Below are 14,759 nucleotides of genomic sequence, written 5' to 3' on the forward strand. Positions count from 1 at the left end.
TCAATTAGGATTTCAAACTTTCTATAAAATAAAAATAAGACTCAAAATCAACGTCTGACTCAATACTGCATCCTTCTTTTTCACATTTTTTCAAATCATATTCTAATTTTTTCCCTGGTTGAAACTCTTTGCCTGATCTCATTAAGTAAACTTTTTGTTCTCCACAATTTTCGCAATAAGCAGGTATTTGAAAGCTTTCAACTCTAGAGTTATTTGATAAAAATTCTTTCACCATATTGAATTGCATAACTACTGATTGAGGACAGTTTGAATAGATTGGGTTTATTTTTAGTTTTTGTATCCAAGTGATCCATTCTCTTACACCGCAGCTATTAATTGTACGAATGTTGCCTAGGTCAAATTGCACATTTCCAGAGGGCAACCCAAAACCGCTCAGATCACAGGTTTCTGTGATATCTCCGGATATGTGATATATCCCGTCTTTTAATTGCACTTCCACAAATAACCCCCTCTGAAAGACAGATAACAATCAATTTTTACTTATTTAAATCAACTGTTAGACGAAAGGCATAACGTCTGTCTGCAACAATTCCGTTGCTAGCTTGAACTGCCTCTCCAAATGTTGCAAACTCCAATCGTGCAAATATGGTTCTTATCGTTATTCCTGCGCTTACTGTTCTCATAGCGTAACCCACTCTTAAAGAGAGGAAAGCATCGTTGTTGTTATAAGAACCAAAACTGAGCTCGCTTCCAACACGCAATTTATCTCGGTCATTTACTCGTTGATCATTAATTCTATCTCCCTCAATTGATAAAATAAAGCCAAGATCTTTACCTAGAGATGGGTTAATACTCATTCCTGCTTTAATATTCATTTTTTCAACTTCTTTTACTGAGGAACTACTTACAGGTTGAAATGTGGAATCTCCAACATCAAGAGCTGAAAGCCCAATTTTATAGTTCCAAGAGCCTTTAAAAGGCATCATTAATCCAAGATCAAAAGCAAAACCTTGAGTTTTATTGAAACTCCTACTTGTTGCATCGGATGATTCTTTTATAAATCCATTTGAATTGCCTTCAACAGTTGAAACAATTGAAGCTCTTTCTAAATAGCGTGCGCCAATACCAATTGAAGTATTTGTTCCTGGAATTGGGATTCCAATACCTAAACAAGGGCCGAGTTGGGAGCGGCTGACAAGTGCAAAGGATCTGTCATAACTTATTGGATTTGCTGTGGTTGAATATGCACTTGTTTGGGGATTTGAGTATTTGGTTGTGTAGCCAGAAACCAAAGAATCTGCTAAGAAACCAAATTGAAAACGGGAGAGAACCACTGTTGGAAATAGACTTGCTCGTGAATACACTATATCGTTTGGAGAAGCATTTTCTATAGAGTTTTCTAGTTCTTTTGTAGGGTATTTTATATTGTTATCAAAATAATTTCCTAGCAAACCTGCTGTGTATGAATTGGCTGCAGCGGTTAAATTTGGAAATGTAGCAAATTTAACCACGGATTTTGAACGATCGCGTTTATCTTGTTCACCTATACCGGCAGGATTAGTAAACAGAGCATTTTCGTTGTTCGCAAGACCAACAAAAGCTCCCCCCATTCCAAGAGAATGGGAATCAAGATATAAATCGAGGGGTGGTATAATTAAATTTGCTCTACATATTAAGTTATAATTTAATAGAAAGAATGATATAATTATATGTATTTTAGAAAAAATAAATCTTTTTTTCAATATCAAACCTCTCAACAAATGAGATATAGAGTTAACGATCGGATTATTTTTGATTTGAATGAGGCACGCGAGTGAAGTGAGGATTTATTGTGATTCCAATTGACGCATTTCCTTCACATGTTTTAGAAGGACAAGCAATTAACTTTGTTTCAAAGGAAAGAAAAATTCCATGCCATTCAATATTCTTAGCAGCTGCAGGAAAAGTAACATCACAAAAATTACCTCCAGATGAAAGAATCGAAATTTTAGATTTTGCAAAAGCTGCATGCCGAACGAAAAATCCAGACATCATTTGGCAAATCGCTCACGTTGAATCGAGTTTTAAAATAAAAGTTATTCTTGTTGAGGGTAAAAAAATATTAACGGGTAAAAATGCCGAAGTATTTTTAAAAAATGGACTCCCTAAAGATAAAAATGTAGACATAGGACCTTTGCAAATCAATTGGCGGGCAAACGGAGCTCGTTCTGGGTTTGAGCCTATAGAATTTATGAGTGGGGACTTTTCAGTAAATTTTCTTTCAAACAAGATTTTGAAAGGTTATGTTAAATCTTGTGGCAATAATTGGATAAATTGCTATCATTCCTATAACGAAGACCGCGGTCGGAGTTATAGATTAAAAATTCAATCCTCTGGTTTGAGACTTAGAAAAATCTTATCTGAGTTTCTTTAAAAAAATTTGGGAAATTATATTTTTAAAATTCAAGATAAATTTTATTATTTAATTATTAATTTCATATTAAAAAAAATATTAAGTTATAAAAATATATGATATAAAATATTATTATGGTTGGAGGAAGTAAAATGCCCGATGCTGGTATTCTAATTACTTTTTTTACTTTGCTGTGTTTAGAAATAGTTCTTGGTTTTGATAATATATTGATGATTTCGATTATCTCAAATCGTGTGAATTTGGAAAGTCAGAATTTTATTCGCTATTTGGGATTGATTTTAGCTGCAACAACAAGAGTGTTTCTTCTTGTTGGTTTTACTTGGGTTTCTTCTTTTCAGAAAAGTTTTATTTTTATTGGTAATTTTGATTTTTCTACCCGCGATATTATATTGACTGTTGGTGGGCTATTTTTAATTTGGAAATCAATTAAAGAAATTCATGCAACAGTTGAACATAAAGACTGCGAAATATCTGAAGATAAAAATAAATATAAAATATCAATCTTTTCTGCAATCTTTCAAATTGTCTTTATTGATGCTATTTTTTCAATGGACGCTATTTTTACCGCCATTGGATTGACAGAAAATTTAATGGTTATAATTTTTTCAATACTTGTTTCTGTGTTAATTATGATTTTATTTGTTAATAAAGTTGCTTCATTTCTTAAGCGCTTTGCTTCAGTAAAAATATTATCGCTTGTTTTTATGCTTGTGATAGGTACAACATTATGTCTTGAAGCGTTTGATAGATCAATACCAAAACAATATTTATACGCGCCACTTCTTTTCTCATTATTAATACAATTGTTGCAGATACGCTATGAGATTAATAAAAGTAAAAGAAAAGAAATAGATTTGAAATCAAATAAAAGTATAAGAAAAATTATAAAATATTAAGAATTTCTTCTTTACTAAGTTTAAAGCTTTCACCTTTTATTTGATTCAATTGTTCTTGACTTGCATTGTCAAGAATTTGAGAGGCTGTTTGAATTTTGTCAATAAGAGATTTTTTAATATATTCATCAACAGTATCAACGCCGAGTAAATGAATCACGAGACATTTTTCAGCATTTTGCCCGATACGGTGGAAACGCGCTTGTGACTGCACGTAGCTTCCCCCATCAAAATTAAGATCCATATAAATCATGGTATCTGCCTTCATTTTTCCGTCTCTAGGCAATAAAGTTAAACCTTCTTTTGCGGACTGAGGTGTGGCAATAAAGAGGCGGCACTCAGGATTATTTTGAAACTGTTCTATGCTGCGAGAGCGTTCTTCAATATTCATTTCACCCGTATGAGCAACAGCACCCCATGTTTCTTGGTAGGTTTCTACCAAATAATTTACGTTGCCTACAAAGTGGCTCCATAAAATAACTTTCTTCGTATCGTCAGAGAAAATATCAAACAAAAGATCTTCCAATTCAGAAAGTTTTGCATTTGTTCCATCGTACTTAGGATCGATCAGTTTTGGATTCGATGCAATTTGCGACAAACGTAACAGTCGTACAACAATATTATTTGCCTGACTCGCATATTCTTCAGGACTCATGTTTTCAATTTCACTACGAACGGAGTCACGCATTTTGGCGTAAATTGTTTTTTGTTCAGCTTTTAGTTCAATAGCATAATCTTTAAATATAATAGGTGGTAAATCAAGAACTTCATTTTTTAAACGTCTTAAACTAGTAGCAAGAATTCTTTTTCTCAATTCTTCGCCATTGCGAACACCCATGAATTTTTCTATTTTAACTTTTCTACGCCCTTGATTTATTTCTAATATATCTATGTAACAAAAAGTGTTTTTAAATGCTGGAAAACTTGTGCCGAAAGTATTTCCATTGTCCATTACAAAATATTGTGCGAAAAGATCGAGAGGCCTATTTGCAATTGGGGTACCTGTTGCAATCACACAACGTTTAGCACTGTTACGGATATATTTTGCACTGATAGTTGTTTGTGCATTTAAGTTTTTAATTCTTTGGCTTTCGTCAAAAACGAGCATCCCTTCGCCTTCTTTAATCCATTCAGAAAGCGCTTCTTTTTCAAGACGGATTCCTTCATAATGGACAATAAATATTTGCGAAGAACTTTTTAAGAGTTTTGCCCTTTGTGCCGGAGAGCCTTCAATAACTGTATACGGAATTGATGTCGCGAGAGACATTTCTTCTTGCCAAGTTCTAATAAGAGATTTTGGTGCAACGATAAGACATCTATCAATCGTTTTACTTTGCAAAAGCATTGCGACAGAGGATGCTATCTGAAAACTTTTACCACAACCCATTTCATCCAATAAAGCACAAGCCGGATTTTGTAAAAGAAATTCTATACCAATTAATTGATGAGAATAAGGTTTTCTTTTAAAAGAAAATGAAGATATTTGCTGTTTGATTTTTTCAAGAAGTTCAAGCTGTGGTTTTGAGTAATTTGTGGTGACAGAGCCATGAGACGTCATAGCTTCACTTCCGTGTAATGCATTGACTTCTGTAGAAAGATCAAATTCTTCAAACCAGCTTTCTCTTAATATTAATTTACCAAGTTTACTTGGTGCAATGTGTGCGTAATATTTGCTTTTCACAAACTCTTTGATTTCTTGATAAGCATTATCTGTTAACTTAAATCCTTTACCCAAAATATCGAATAAATCATCAAAACTTGCTATATAAACTTTCCAAAGTCTTTCTTCGGGTTCCCATTGACGTTCGTTACGATCAAGACCTTTAATCCTATCAATCGTATTTTGATTATAGTTAAATGTAACTTTAAAAATATTATTTTCAGAGTCAATAACAGTATTTGTATTTAAATATCGACCTTCTTCATATATTTTGGAGATATTTTCTATAATTCTTGAAATATGTTTTGCGGGAAGAGGTTTAACATTATCTATTTTAATCTTTTTTAAATATAATGTCCCAATAATTTCCTGTTTCTCAAATTGAGGTTGAGCAATTGCAACAGGTTTTGTTTCATTTGTTTTGTCTTCAATAATACCAAATGTCAAACGAACGGGTCCTTTGGGGGGTTTTGGACGATATGTATTCCTGTTGTTACCTCTAAATCCCATACTAAACTTCTCCAAAACAAATCAAAAAATAACAAAGTTTCATTTTTTATACTCTCATGCGGTGTAATTGGCCAAGAAGAATATAGAACTCTTTTTTTAGTCTTGTAGACAATACCACTTACTTTCTTTAAATTATCATTTGGTACATGCCAATAAGAAACATGTACTTTTATGAAAAAGAACATTTGTCTCCTGGAGTCTTGGTTATGGATAAAATTGTGTGCGTTGGCAAGAATTATCTCGATCACGCAAAAGAGCTAGGAGATGTCGTTCCTGAAAAACCTGTGCTCTTTATAAAACCCAAAAGTGTGCTGAGAGCAGCAGTAAATCATGAAGAGCTTCTCCTCAGTATACCACAAAATATGGGGTCATTGCATTATGAATCTGAAATAGTTCTAAGACTTGATAAAGGTGGTTATAAACTCGATTTAAAAGATGCTGAGAAGGCGATCGGAGCTGTTTCAATCGGTCTCGACATGACTTTAAGAGACTTGCAAACAGCACAAAAAAAAGCAGGACAGCCATGGACTACCAGTAAAGTATTTCCGGACAGTGTGGTTGTGGGGTCTTGGTTAAGAGTTTCAGAGTTTCCAAATTATTTAAATGAAAAATTCTCCTTTTCTTTAGATGATAAAATAAAGCAGGAGGGTTTTGGAAAAGATATGCGACTCAGTCCAGCAGAATGTGTTGCGTATATAAGTGAATTTTTCCCACTTGTGGCAGGGGATCTTATTTTTACTGGCACTCCTGCGGGGGTGGGACCTGTGTTGTCTGGGCAAAAAGGAACTCTCAATTTTGCATCAATAAGGTACAGTGTTTGTTGGAGTTAAATTTTAAGAGAGCGGACACCCAAGGACTTGTTCCAAGTCACTTCAGATTTAGCAGAAACATGTTGAACCCACCGCGCGAGAACAAAAAATAAGTCCGACAGTCTGTTGATATATATTAGTGCAAAATTATTAATTTCTTCTTCTTTCGATAACGAAACTATAAATCTTTCTGCTCTTCTGCAAACTGTTCGGGCTAAATGCAAATAAGAGTTTAAAAGAGTTCCTCCTGGGAGAACAAATTCTTTAAGCGGCTCTAAGCTAAGCTGACAATAATCAATTAATTTTTCTAATTGCAAAATGTCAGCTTCATTAATAAGAATCATATTTTTCCAACGTGATGCAATAGGAGTTGCAAGATCAGAACCTAAATTAAATAAATCATTTTGAATTGCTGTTAACCAATTCCTAAGATGAAGGGTTTGTTCTTCAGATATTTCATGGGTATTTTGTAGACATATTCCAATGACACTATTTAATTCATCAATTGTCCCATAACTTTCCAATCTTAAGCTATCTTTGTCTATCCGAGTGCCATCAGCAAGAGCTGTTGTGCCCTTATCCCCTGTTCGCGTGTAGACTTTTGTGATTCTCATTTTTACTCCTAAGGAATAAATTACCGATTTCTTAAATACGGCTGACCTAATGCTTTGGGTGGTCTGCTTTTGCCAACAAAACCAGCAACAACAACTATTGTAAGAATATAAGGAATAATTTGGATAAATTGAGCTGAAACAAAGAAATTCCAAATTTGATTGAAAAAGTCGATTGAAAAATCAGGTTTCGGCATTTGGAAACCTTGTAAAGTAATCCCGAGAGCGTCGAAAAAGCCAAACGCTAAACATGCTAAAGCAGCCGTTATCGGTTTCCAACCTCCAACAATAAGAGCGGCTAAAGCCATATAGCCACGGCCCGCAGTCATATTACGAGTGTAACTACTTGATAAACATATTGATAATGTTGCGCCACCCAGACCAGCAAGAAAACCAGAGACCAAAACACCTGACCATCGTGTATTTATCACGTCGACACCAGATGTTTGTAAAGCGTCTGGATGTTCTCCTGCAAATTTATGCCACATCCCGTATGGCGTGAATTTAAATAAACACCATATCAAAATTACAAACAACCATGCGATAATTATTGGTGTGTAAATGAACCTACTTCCAATTGGAATTTCAGGCGTAGAGCCTGTGTTTTGGAAAAGAATTTGCGAAAAAAATGGCACGGCACCGGTAGCTAAGATTGTGATAGCAGTTCCAACGACAATTTGGTTAGCTTTAAAATTAATAACGAAAACACCATAAAGAATGGACATTAACATTCCAGCTAAGCCACCAGCTAAAAGTCCAAAGTAAGGGTTTTGCGTTAATGTAGTAACTGCGGCTGCTGCAAATGCACCTGCAAGCATTTTTCCTTCGAGAGCAATGTTTATGATTCCACTTCTTTCACTAAAAAGACCACCAAGAGCAGCGAAAATAAGTGGAGCAGACATCCGAATAGTTGCACCGCTTATAGAAATAGCAAGATTAATCCAGTCCATTACAATTTAACCTTTTTAGCAGAAATAAATTTTTCCCATAAACCATCAGCTGATACTGCAAGGATAATTAATGCTTGTAATACAAGTGAAAGGTCAGATGTGACATTGTGCGTAAATATTTCAAGATCGCTTGCGCCTTTTTGCAGTACACCAAAAAGAAGTCCAGAAAATATAATGGCAATAGGATTGCCTCTCGCTAAAAATGCAACAGCAATTCCAGTAAAACCATAGCCAGGTGAGAAATCGAGTTTAAAACATTCCGAGCGGCTTAATACTTCTCCTACACCAACAAGTCCAGCTAAACTTCCTGCTATAAACATATTTAAAATTTGCGTTTTTGAAATACTTATACATGCAGTGGATGCTGCAGATTCATTGGAACCAACGGCTCTAATTTCATAACCAAGGGGTGTGCGGTATAAAAATATCCAGACCAAAATCGCTACTATAATTGACAAAAAAAGTGCGCTTGAAACAGGGGCGCTATCAAAAAATGCAAACGACTCGAGTTTATAATTTGGAGAAATAGGAATTGTTTGTGGGTTTTGTGTATTTGGATCCTTTAATAAGTAAACAGTTACATAGCTTGCTATACCTGCAGCAATAAAGTTAAGCATAATTGTTGTTATGACTTCGTGTGCTCCACGTTTTGCTTTTAAATACCCAGCAATTCCTCCCCATATTCCCCCAGCTAATATTGCACAAATACCTGCGAAAATAGGTGCGATAAAAGGTGGAATTGATGTGAAAAGCGCTCCTACGGATGCAGCCGCTAAAGCGCCCATGGTAAGTTGTCCTTCTGCACCAATATTAAAAAGTCCAGATTTGAATGCCATTGATACAGAAAGACCTGTTAAAATAAGCGGCATACTATAAGTTAAAGTCATACCGATATCATAGGCACTGCCAAAACCTGAAGTTGTGAATATAAGGAAAACATTTAAAGGGTTTTCACCTGCAAAATAGGTAACAAGCAAACCTAAAAAAAGCCCAATTATGGTAGCTGCGATGGGGCGAATGATATTCACTTGCGAGCTCCTTCATGGGGAAGGCCGCCGCACATTGCCAGGCCAATCTGGTATTCGTCTGCTTCGTCTCTTTTGTACTCAGCCACAATTTCTCCTTCATAGAGAACAATAATTCTATCTGAAAGCGTAGTAATCTCGTCAAGCTCAGAGGAGATGAGTAAAACTCCTACGCCCTTATCTCTTTCTTCGACAATTTGTTTGTGTATAAATTCAATCGCACCAATATCAACTCCCCTTGTGGGATTGGCTGCCACAATAAAGTTTGGATTTTTACCAAACTCTCTCGCAATTATTATCTTTTGTTGGTTGCCACCAGAAAATCCAGAAGCTAAAAGCTCAGAATTTCGTGGCCTCACATCATAAGTTTCCATTTCATTTTTGACTGTCTCTTTTATTTTTTTAATATTTTGTAAAAAACCGATGCGAAATGATTTTTCCCAATGCCGGCCAAGGATATAATTTTCTTCAGCAGACATATTTAATAACAATCCATCTGTATGTCTGTCTTCAGGAATAAATCCAACATTGATATCAGCCATTTCTGAGCTTTTTTTATGTTTAATATCTTTACCAAGAAGACTAATCTCACCACTTGCAGGATTATTTTGTGTAGATTTTTTACCAAAGTACTTTTGTGGATGAAAAATAAGATCCAATAAATCGGATTGTCCATTGCCTTCTACGCCAGCAATTCCTACAATTTCACCACCCGATACAGATAAGTTTATTTTATTTAATAAATTTCTTTTTGAATCTTTTGTTTTATAATCTTTTAAGGTGACATTTCTTATATTTAACACAGGTCCTTTTAAATTAGTATTACATGGAATTTTTGGTTTAAGATTGACCTTTCTGCCAACCATCATCGAAGCTATTTTTTCTTCATTGGCTTCTTTTGTTTCTAAATTCCCAATCACTTGGCCACTTCTAAATATAGTTATATGATCTGTAAAGTTAAGAACTTCTTTTAATTTATGAGTAACGATGATAATAGTTTTACCTTCATCTTTTAATTTCTTAAGATTAATAAAAAATTCATCAACTTCAGGTGGTGTTAATACAGCTGTAGGTTCATCGAGAATGAGAATATCAGCTTCACGGTATAAGAGTTTTAATATTTCAATTCTTTGTTGCATACCAACGGGAAGTTTAGATATTTTAATATCTAGGGGAACGGTTAGTCCATATTTTTTTGCAATATTTTCAATTTTAATTTTAGCTTTTTTACGATCAATTATATTAAGGGCAAGAGGTAAAAAGGGAAGCTTTAATGTATCGCTTTCATCTCCTAAAATAATATTATCCAACCCTGTTGCTGTTTCAGCGAGCATAAAGTGCTGATGCACCATGCCAATCCCATTTTTTATTGCATCTCTTGGTGAATTCAAATGTTGTGGTTTGCCGTTAACGAGGACTTCCCCAGAATCTTCTTTGTATAAGCCAAATAGAATTTTCATAGCAGTCGATTTTCCGGCTCCATTTTCACCAACAAGTGCCCTTATTGATCCTTTAGGAACGGAAAAACTTATTTTATTATTAGCAATTATTTTCCCGAATGTTTTTGTGACAGATCGAAATTCAAAAGCTATTTGTTTTTTTTCATCACTAATTTTCATAATATATAATACCATTTATCATTAAAAATTAACTAAATAAAATTATAATTATAATCTTATTTTCCTACTTGGTAAAAATCTGGAACTTTAATTTTATGAGAAATTATATCTTTTTTTATATTATTGATTTTATCTATATCTTGACCCGTAAAAAGTTCTTTATTGTATTTATCATAAGCCCAATCTATTCCACCATTGTCAAAGCCATATCGAATAACTCCAGTTGAAAATTTATTTTCAACAAAATCTTTAATTGCAGCATATATTTCAACATTTACTTTTTTTTCCATACTTGTTAAAACAAGACCCGGTTGCATATAGTTTTGATTGGAATCAACTCCAATAACATAATATTTATTTTTCTTGTTATTTTTATTGGTTTCGGCGACGGCATCAAAGACACCTTGTGAAGAAGCGCCTGCAGCGACAAATATAATATCATTTTCTTGATTATACATAGACAGAGCAAGTTCTTTTGCTTTGGTAGGATTATTCCATGCTGTTGGAGAGACGCCAACATAAGTTTCTGTTATTTTAATTTTTGGATTGATATACTCAGCACCTGATTTATATCCTAAGGCAAATCTTTTTATCAGTGGAATTTCCATACCACCAATGAAACCAATATGATTATTCTTAGATTTCATTGCAGCAATTGCGCCGATTAAAAAACTACCTTCATGCTCTTGAAATGAAATAGAGCGAATATTTTCTGCTTTCACAGAAGAATCGACAAGAACATATTTTTGTTTTGGAAATTTCTGAGCCAATTTTTCAACGACATCTGCATTATTAAAACCAACAGCAATAATGAGCCCACAGTCTCCATTTGAAAGAGTTCTGACAAAATGAGTCGATTGTGAATCATCTTTTACTGTTACATATTTACTTTCTTTTGATAATTTAAAATCAGATTGAGCCTTTAAAAAGCCTTCATACGCTGATTGGTTAAATGATTTATCATCTTTACCACCTTTATCAAGTATAAGACAGACTTTATTGTTTTTTTCTGCGTAAGCATTTAACGATACGATTATAAAAGAAAAAATAGCTAAAAATTTTACTGCTATTTTTTTTGTAAAATTATATATTAGCATATTATTTCTTTACCTCTTTATAATAATCAGGGACTTGAATTTTTTCTGCTATAATATCTTTTTTAATTTGTTCAATTTTTTCTAGATCTTTTTCTGTGAATAAATTTTTATTGTAGCTGTCATAGGCCCAATTAACACCATTGTGATCTAGACCATAGGAATAAGTACCGGTCATAAATTTATCATCTATTACGGACTGAATAGTGTCTACAACTGTAGCAGCAACTCCTTTGGTCATACTTGTGAGAATAATGCCTGGTTTAATCCAGTTTTGATTGGAGTCACAGCCAATAGCATATTTTTTATATTTTAAATTTTCTTTTTTTTCCGCAGCATTGAAGACGCCTAAACCTGAACCACCTGCTGCATGAAAAATAATATCCGCACCTTGTCTATATTGATTAAGAGCGATTTCTTGTGCTTTTGTGGGGTTATTCCATGCTTCAATGGATATCCCAACAAAAGCAGAAAGTACTTTAATTTTTGGATTGATATACTTTGCGCCTGCTATATATCCGGTTTCAAATCTACGAATAAGAGGAATATCCATTCCTCCAATAAAACCAATTTCATTTGTTTTTGATTTCATCGCAGCAATAGCGCCAACTAAAAACGAGCCTTGATCTTCTCTATAGACAATTGAGCGAACATTCTTTTCATCTATGACGGAGTCAATAAGAACAAATTTTTGTTTAGGATATGTAGGAATAAGGGCTTTTATAGCATCTGCATTATTTATGCCTATTGAAAAAATAACTGCGCAACTGCTTTTGGCGAATGCACGAATTGCCTGTTTAAGTTGTGCATCTTCTTTGGCATCAATTACTTTACTTTCTTTTGAAATAGGTAAAGTTTTTAAGGCAGTTTGGAATCCCTCATATGCTGCTTGATTAAAAGAACGATCATCCTTACCTGCCTTATCGAGAATCATACATATTTTTGCATTTGGAGCAGCATGAATTGACTGTGTGTGGAGTGTCAATGATAGAAAGAAAATAGAGGTAAGAATATTCTTCATTTTAAGTTAATACCTTTCAAAGGGAATATTATTTTTTATCTAATTTATAATAATCAGGAACAATTATTTTTCCATTAATTATTTTCTCTTTGATTTCATTAATCTCATTTACCTGTGCTTCTGTAAAGAATTTTTTATTATATTGATCATAAGCCCAATCAACTCCACCATCTTTTAAGTTAAAAGCTGTGTGGTCTGTGGTAAATGTTCCGTTCGTAAAATCTTTAATTGCAAAATAAACTGCATTGTCTACTCTTTTAACCATACTGGTCAAAATGATTTTTGGCTTGATCCAATTTTGATTTGTATCAACACCAATCGCATAGTGTTTTGTTTTTGATTGTTTATTCATCTGTTCTGCAGAATCAAAAACACCTTGCCCTGAATTGGCAGCAACTTGGAAAATAACATCATTGCCTTCATTGTATTGTGCGTGGGCCAACTCTTTCGCTTTTGCGGGATTGTTCCATGCATCTGTTGTTATACCAACGTATGCAGTGGTGATTTTAATTTTTGAGTTAATATATTTTGCACCTGCAGAATATCCCGTCTCAAAGCGATGGATAAGGGGTATATCCATTCCACCCACAAAACCTATTTTCCCTGTCTTTGATTTCATAGCTGCAATAGCACCAACTAAAAAAGAACCATCATGTTCAGCGAACGTGATGGATCGAATGTTTTTTGCAGTATTTTTGTCTTCTAAGTTTGTATCGACAGCGAGAAATTTCTTGTCGGGGTACTTGGCGGCGAGTTCAGGAACGTATTCTGAGGGGTTGTAGCCAATGGCGATGATTAAATCACATTTCGCAGATGTGGCAAAACTCCTAAAAAAAGGATATATTTGAGCATCATTCTTGGGTTCCACAAACTTACTGCTCTGACTGATAGGAAGTTCTTTTAGAGCGCGATTAAAGCCTGTAACCGCGGATTCATTGAAGGACTTATCGTCCTTACCCCCCTTGTCCAGAACCATGCAAATTTTGGGGGGAGTTGATGTTTTAGAGGATTCTGATGTTTTAGAGGATTCGGATGCATAAAGATTCAAAGGGGAGATTGTCGACATGCTTAGGAGAGGAAAAAGTAATAATCCCGCTTTTTTAAAGGTACAGTTAGGAGACACGAGAGATCCTTTCTGAATAAAGTTTCTTGGCAAAATATGATACTTAGCCAAATAGGCCTAGGCAAAAAAGGCATAGCACAAATGCGCCAAATGTTTCTAGGACTTTTTGATTCTTTGCTACGTTAGCTTAAGTGCCTTATTTCACCAAAAATAAACGGACTGAGAAAAAAGTGACAATCTATGTTGACTTCTCTTTTTTGATTTTGTACACCACAGAACACTCTGACAGTGAAGATGAAAATCTTTCTGACAAGGTCAATGCGCGGTTAGCTCAGCTGGATAGAGCACCAGACTACGAATCTGGCGGTCAGGCGTTCGAATCGCTTACCGCGCGCCATTATTATATATTTATCCCTTGGGGAGCGATGGGTGAGTGGCTCAAACCACGCCCTTGCTAAGGGCGCGAAGGGGAGACTCTTCCGAGGGTTCGAATCCCTCTCGCTCCGCCACCTTTTCTGGGTTATACACCTTTTGTCTACTACAAAATCCACAACTCAAAGTTTAAATCATCAAGTGTACATGGAAAAGTGTATTGAACTTGCAAAAAAAGCTTCGGAATTGGGCGAAGTTCCCGTCGGCGCCATGATCGTTAATGCGCATGGCGAAATTATTTCTGAAGCTTACAATCTTCGGGAAACGGAAAATCAAGCGACCGCCCATGCGGAGCTTATCGCAATTGAGCTTGCATGTAAAAAACTTGGGCGCTGGCGTTTAAGCGATTGCAGTCTTTATGTGAGTCTAGAACCCTGTTTTATGTGTGCCGGAGCTATAATACTTGCGAGAATCCCAAATATTATCTTTGCTGCCTGCGATCCGAAGGCAGGAGCTGTTGGAAGTCTAGATAACATTTTAAATGACAAGCGCTTAAACCATCAATGCGAAATCACTCAAGGCATTTGCTCCGAAGAGTCCTCAATGCTGCTCAAAAGCTTTTTCAAAGCACGGCGAAAAAAATAATTTAAATTTTGAAAATAATTTTCCTATTGTGTAAATAGAAGAAAATGTATCTATTATTTGATACAATCAAGCATTCATGAAAAGATTGCGTTTAAATTATTTAATTTGGAGAA

General features: G+C 34.8%; 14 protein-coding genes and 2 tRNA genes. 6 read left to right on the plus strand and 10 right to left on the minus strand.

Annotation, left to right across the window (positions count from 1 at the left end; genetic code table 11):
- Window positions 1–4 precede the first annotated feature (4 nt).
- Together H7355_RS07795 and H7355_RS07800 are read right to left on the minus strand one after the other, a co-directional pair.
- Window positions 5–460, minus strand: a complete 456-nt coding sequence (locus H7355_RS07795; protein ID WP_186646334.1) for a hypothetical protein — start codon at window positions 458–460, stop codon at window positions 5–7.
- 37 nt (window positions 461–497) lie between these two features.
- Window positions 498–1,703 (minus strand): hypothetical protein, encoded by a 1,206-nt coding sequence (locus tag H7355_RS07800; protein WP_186646335.1) that lies wholly within the window; start codon window positions 1,701–1,703, stop codon window positions 498–500.
- A gap of 89 nt (window positions 1,704–1,792) precedes the next feature.
- Between H7355_RS07800 and H7355_RS07805 the strand changes: the two genes are divergently transcribed.
- Together H7355_RS07805 and H7355_RS07810 are read left to right on the plus strand one after the other, a co-directional pair.
- Window positions 1,793–2,374 (plus strand): hypothetical protein, encoded by a 582-nt coding sequence (locus H7355_RS07805; RefSeq protein WP_186646336.1) that lies wholly within the window; start codon window positions 1,793–1,795, stop codon window positions 2,372–2,374.
- Window positions 2,375–2,505: 131 nt separating this feature from the next.
- Entirely contained in the window at window positions 2,506–3,270 is a 765-nt protein-coding gene (locus tag H7355_RS07810) for a TerC family protein (protein ID WP_186646337.1), read from the plus strand.
- On the opposite strand, the gene H7355_RS07815 is transcribed toward H7355_RS07810, so the two are convergent.
- On the minus strand, window positions 3,257–5,437 hold the full coding sequence (locus H7355_RS07815) for a DEAD/DEAH box helicase (RefSeq protein ID WP_186646338.1): 2,181 nt from the start codon (window positions 5,435–5,437) through the stop codon (window positions 3,257–3,259). The genes H7355_RS07810 and H7355_RS07815 overlap by 14 nt on opposite strands.
- A gap of 206 nt (window positions 5,438–5,643) precedes the next feature.
- Here H7355_RS07815 and H7355_RS07820 point away from each other — a divergent pair, with 206 nt between their 5' ends.
- Window positions 5,644–6,267, plus strand: a complete 624-nt coding sequence (locus H7355_RS07820; protein WP_186646339.1) for a fumarylacetoacetate hydrolase family protein — start codon at window positions 5,644–5,646, stop codon at window positions 6,265–6,267.
- Here the strand turns inward: H7355_RS07820 and H7355_RS07825 are convergent.
- From H7355_RS07825 to H7355_RS07855, 7 genes are read right to left on the minus strand one after another with little or no spacing between them, the layout of a single operon-like run.
- A complete protein-coding gene (locus H7355_RS07825; RefSeq protein WP_186646340.1) occupies window positions 6,264–6,860 on the minus strand; it encodes a cob(I)yrinic acid a,c-diamide adenosyltransferase in 597 nt (198 codons plus the stop codon). The two genes, H7355_RS07820 and H7355_RS07825, sit on opposite strands and share 4 nt — an antisense overlap.
- Window positions 6,861–6,880: 20 nt before the next feature.
- Window positions 6,881–7,807 (minus strand): ABC transporter permease, encoded by a 927-nt coding sequence (locus H7355_RS07830; protein WP_186646342.1) that lies wholly within the window; start codon window positions 7,805–7,807, stop codon window positions 6,881–6,883.
- Entirely contained in the window at window positions 7,807–8,835 is a 1,029-nt protein-coding gene (locus H7355_RS07835; protein ID WP_222435688.1) for an ABC transporter permease, read from the minus strand. The genes H7355_RS07830 and H7355_RS07835 overlap by 1 nt, the downstream gene beginning before the upstream one ends.
- Window positions 8,832–10,451: an ABC transporter ATP-binding protein gene (locus H7355_RS07840; protein WP_186646344.1), complete on the minus strand. Its 1,620-nt coding sequence runs from the start codon at window positions 10,449–10,451 to the stop codon at window positions 8,832–8,834. The genes H7355_RS07835 and H7355_RS07840 overlap by 4 nt, the downstream gene beginning before the upstream one ends.
- 56 nt (window positions 10,452–10,507) lie before the next feature.
- Window positions 10,508–11,548 carry a BMP family lipoprotein gene (locus tag H7355_RS07845; protein WP_222435689.1) on the minus strand — a complete coding sequence of 347 codons (1,041 nt, stop codon included), beginning with the start codon at window positions 11,546–11,548 and terminating at the stop codon, window positions 10,508–10,510.
- A 1-nt stretch (window position 11,549) separates the two neighbouring features.
- A complete protein-coding gene (locus H7355_RS07850; protein ID WP_186646346.1) occupies window positions 11,550–12,566 on the minus strand; it encodes a BMP family lipoprotein in 1,017 nt (338 codons plus the stop codon).
- Between the two features lie 28 nt (window positions 12,567–12,594).
- Window positions 12,595–13,689: a BMP family lipoprotein gene (locus tag H7355_RS07855; protein ID WP_186646348.1), complete on the minus strand. Its 1,095-nt coding sequence runs from the start codon at window positions 13,687–13,689 to the stop codon at window positions 12,595–12,597.
- A 260-nt stretch (window positions 13,690–13,949) separates the two neighbouring features.
- Here H7355_RS07855 and H7355_RS07860 point away from each other — a divergent pair.
- The 3 genes from H7355_RS07860 (at window position 13,950) to tadA (ending at window position 14,646) form a co-directional block, all read left to right on the plus strand.
- Window positions 13,950–14,026: transfer RNA gene (locus tag H7355_RS07860), tRNA-Arg, on the plus strand.
- Window positions 14,027–14,048: 22 nt separating this feature from the next.
- Window positions 14,049–14,138 (plus strand) — tRNA-Ser (locus tag H7355_RS07865).
- 22 nt (window positions 14,139–14,160) lie between these two features.
- Window positions 14,161–14,646 carry a tRNA adenosine(34) deaminase TadA gene (gene tadA / locus H7355_RS07870; RefSeq protein WP_222435690.1) on the plus strand — a complete coding sequence of 162 codons (486 nt, stop codon included), beginning with the start codon at window positions 14,161–14,163 and terminating at the stop codon, window positions 14,644–14,646.
- The last annotated feature ends 113 nt before the right edge of the window (window positions 14,647–14,759 follow it).

Origin of the sequence: Fluviispira vulneris (genome assembly GCF_014281055.1) — a bacterium.
GTDB lineage: Bacteria > Bdellovibrionota_B > Oligoflexia > Silvanigrellales > Silvanigrellaceae > Silvanigrella > Silvanigrella vulneris.

Coding starts and splice junctions, on each gene's coding strand:
- H7355_RS07810 (WP_186646337.1), top strand. CDS start 2,506: ATGCCCGATGCTGGTATTCTAATTACTTTTTTTACTTTGCTGTGTTTA.
- H7355_RS07815 (WP_186646338.1), bottom strand. CDS start 5,437: ATGGGATTTAGAGGTAACAACAGGAATACATATCGTCCAAAACCCCCC.
- H7355_RS07820 (WP_186646339.1), top strand. CDS start 5,644: ATGGATAAAATTGTGTGCGTTGGCAAGAATTATCTCGATCACGCAAAA.
- H7355_RS07825 (WP_186646340.1), bottom strand. CDS start 6,860: ATGAGAATCACAAAAGTCTACACGCGAACAGGGGATAAGGGCACAACA.
- H7355_RS07830 (WP_186646342.1), bottom strand. CDS start 7,807: ATGGACTGGATTAATCTTGCTATTTCTATAAGCGGTGCAACTATTCGG.
- H7355_RS07840 (WP_186646344.1), bottom strand. CDS start 10,451: ATGAAAATTAGTGATGAAAAAAAACAAATAGCTTTTGAATTTCGATCT.
- H7355_RS07845 (WP_222435689.1), bottom strand. CDS start 11,548: ATGCTAATATATAATTTTACAAAAAAAATAGCAGTAAAATTTTTAGCT.
- H7355_RS07850 (WP_186646346.1), bottom strand. CDS start 12,566: ATGAAGAATATTCTTACCTCTATTTTCTTTCTATCATTGACACTCCAC.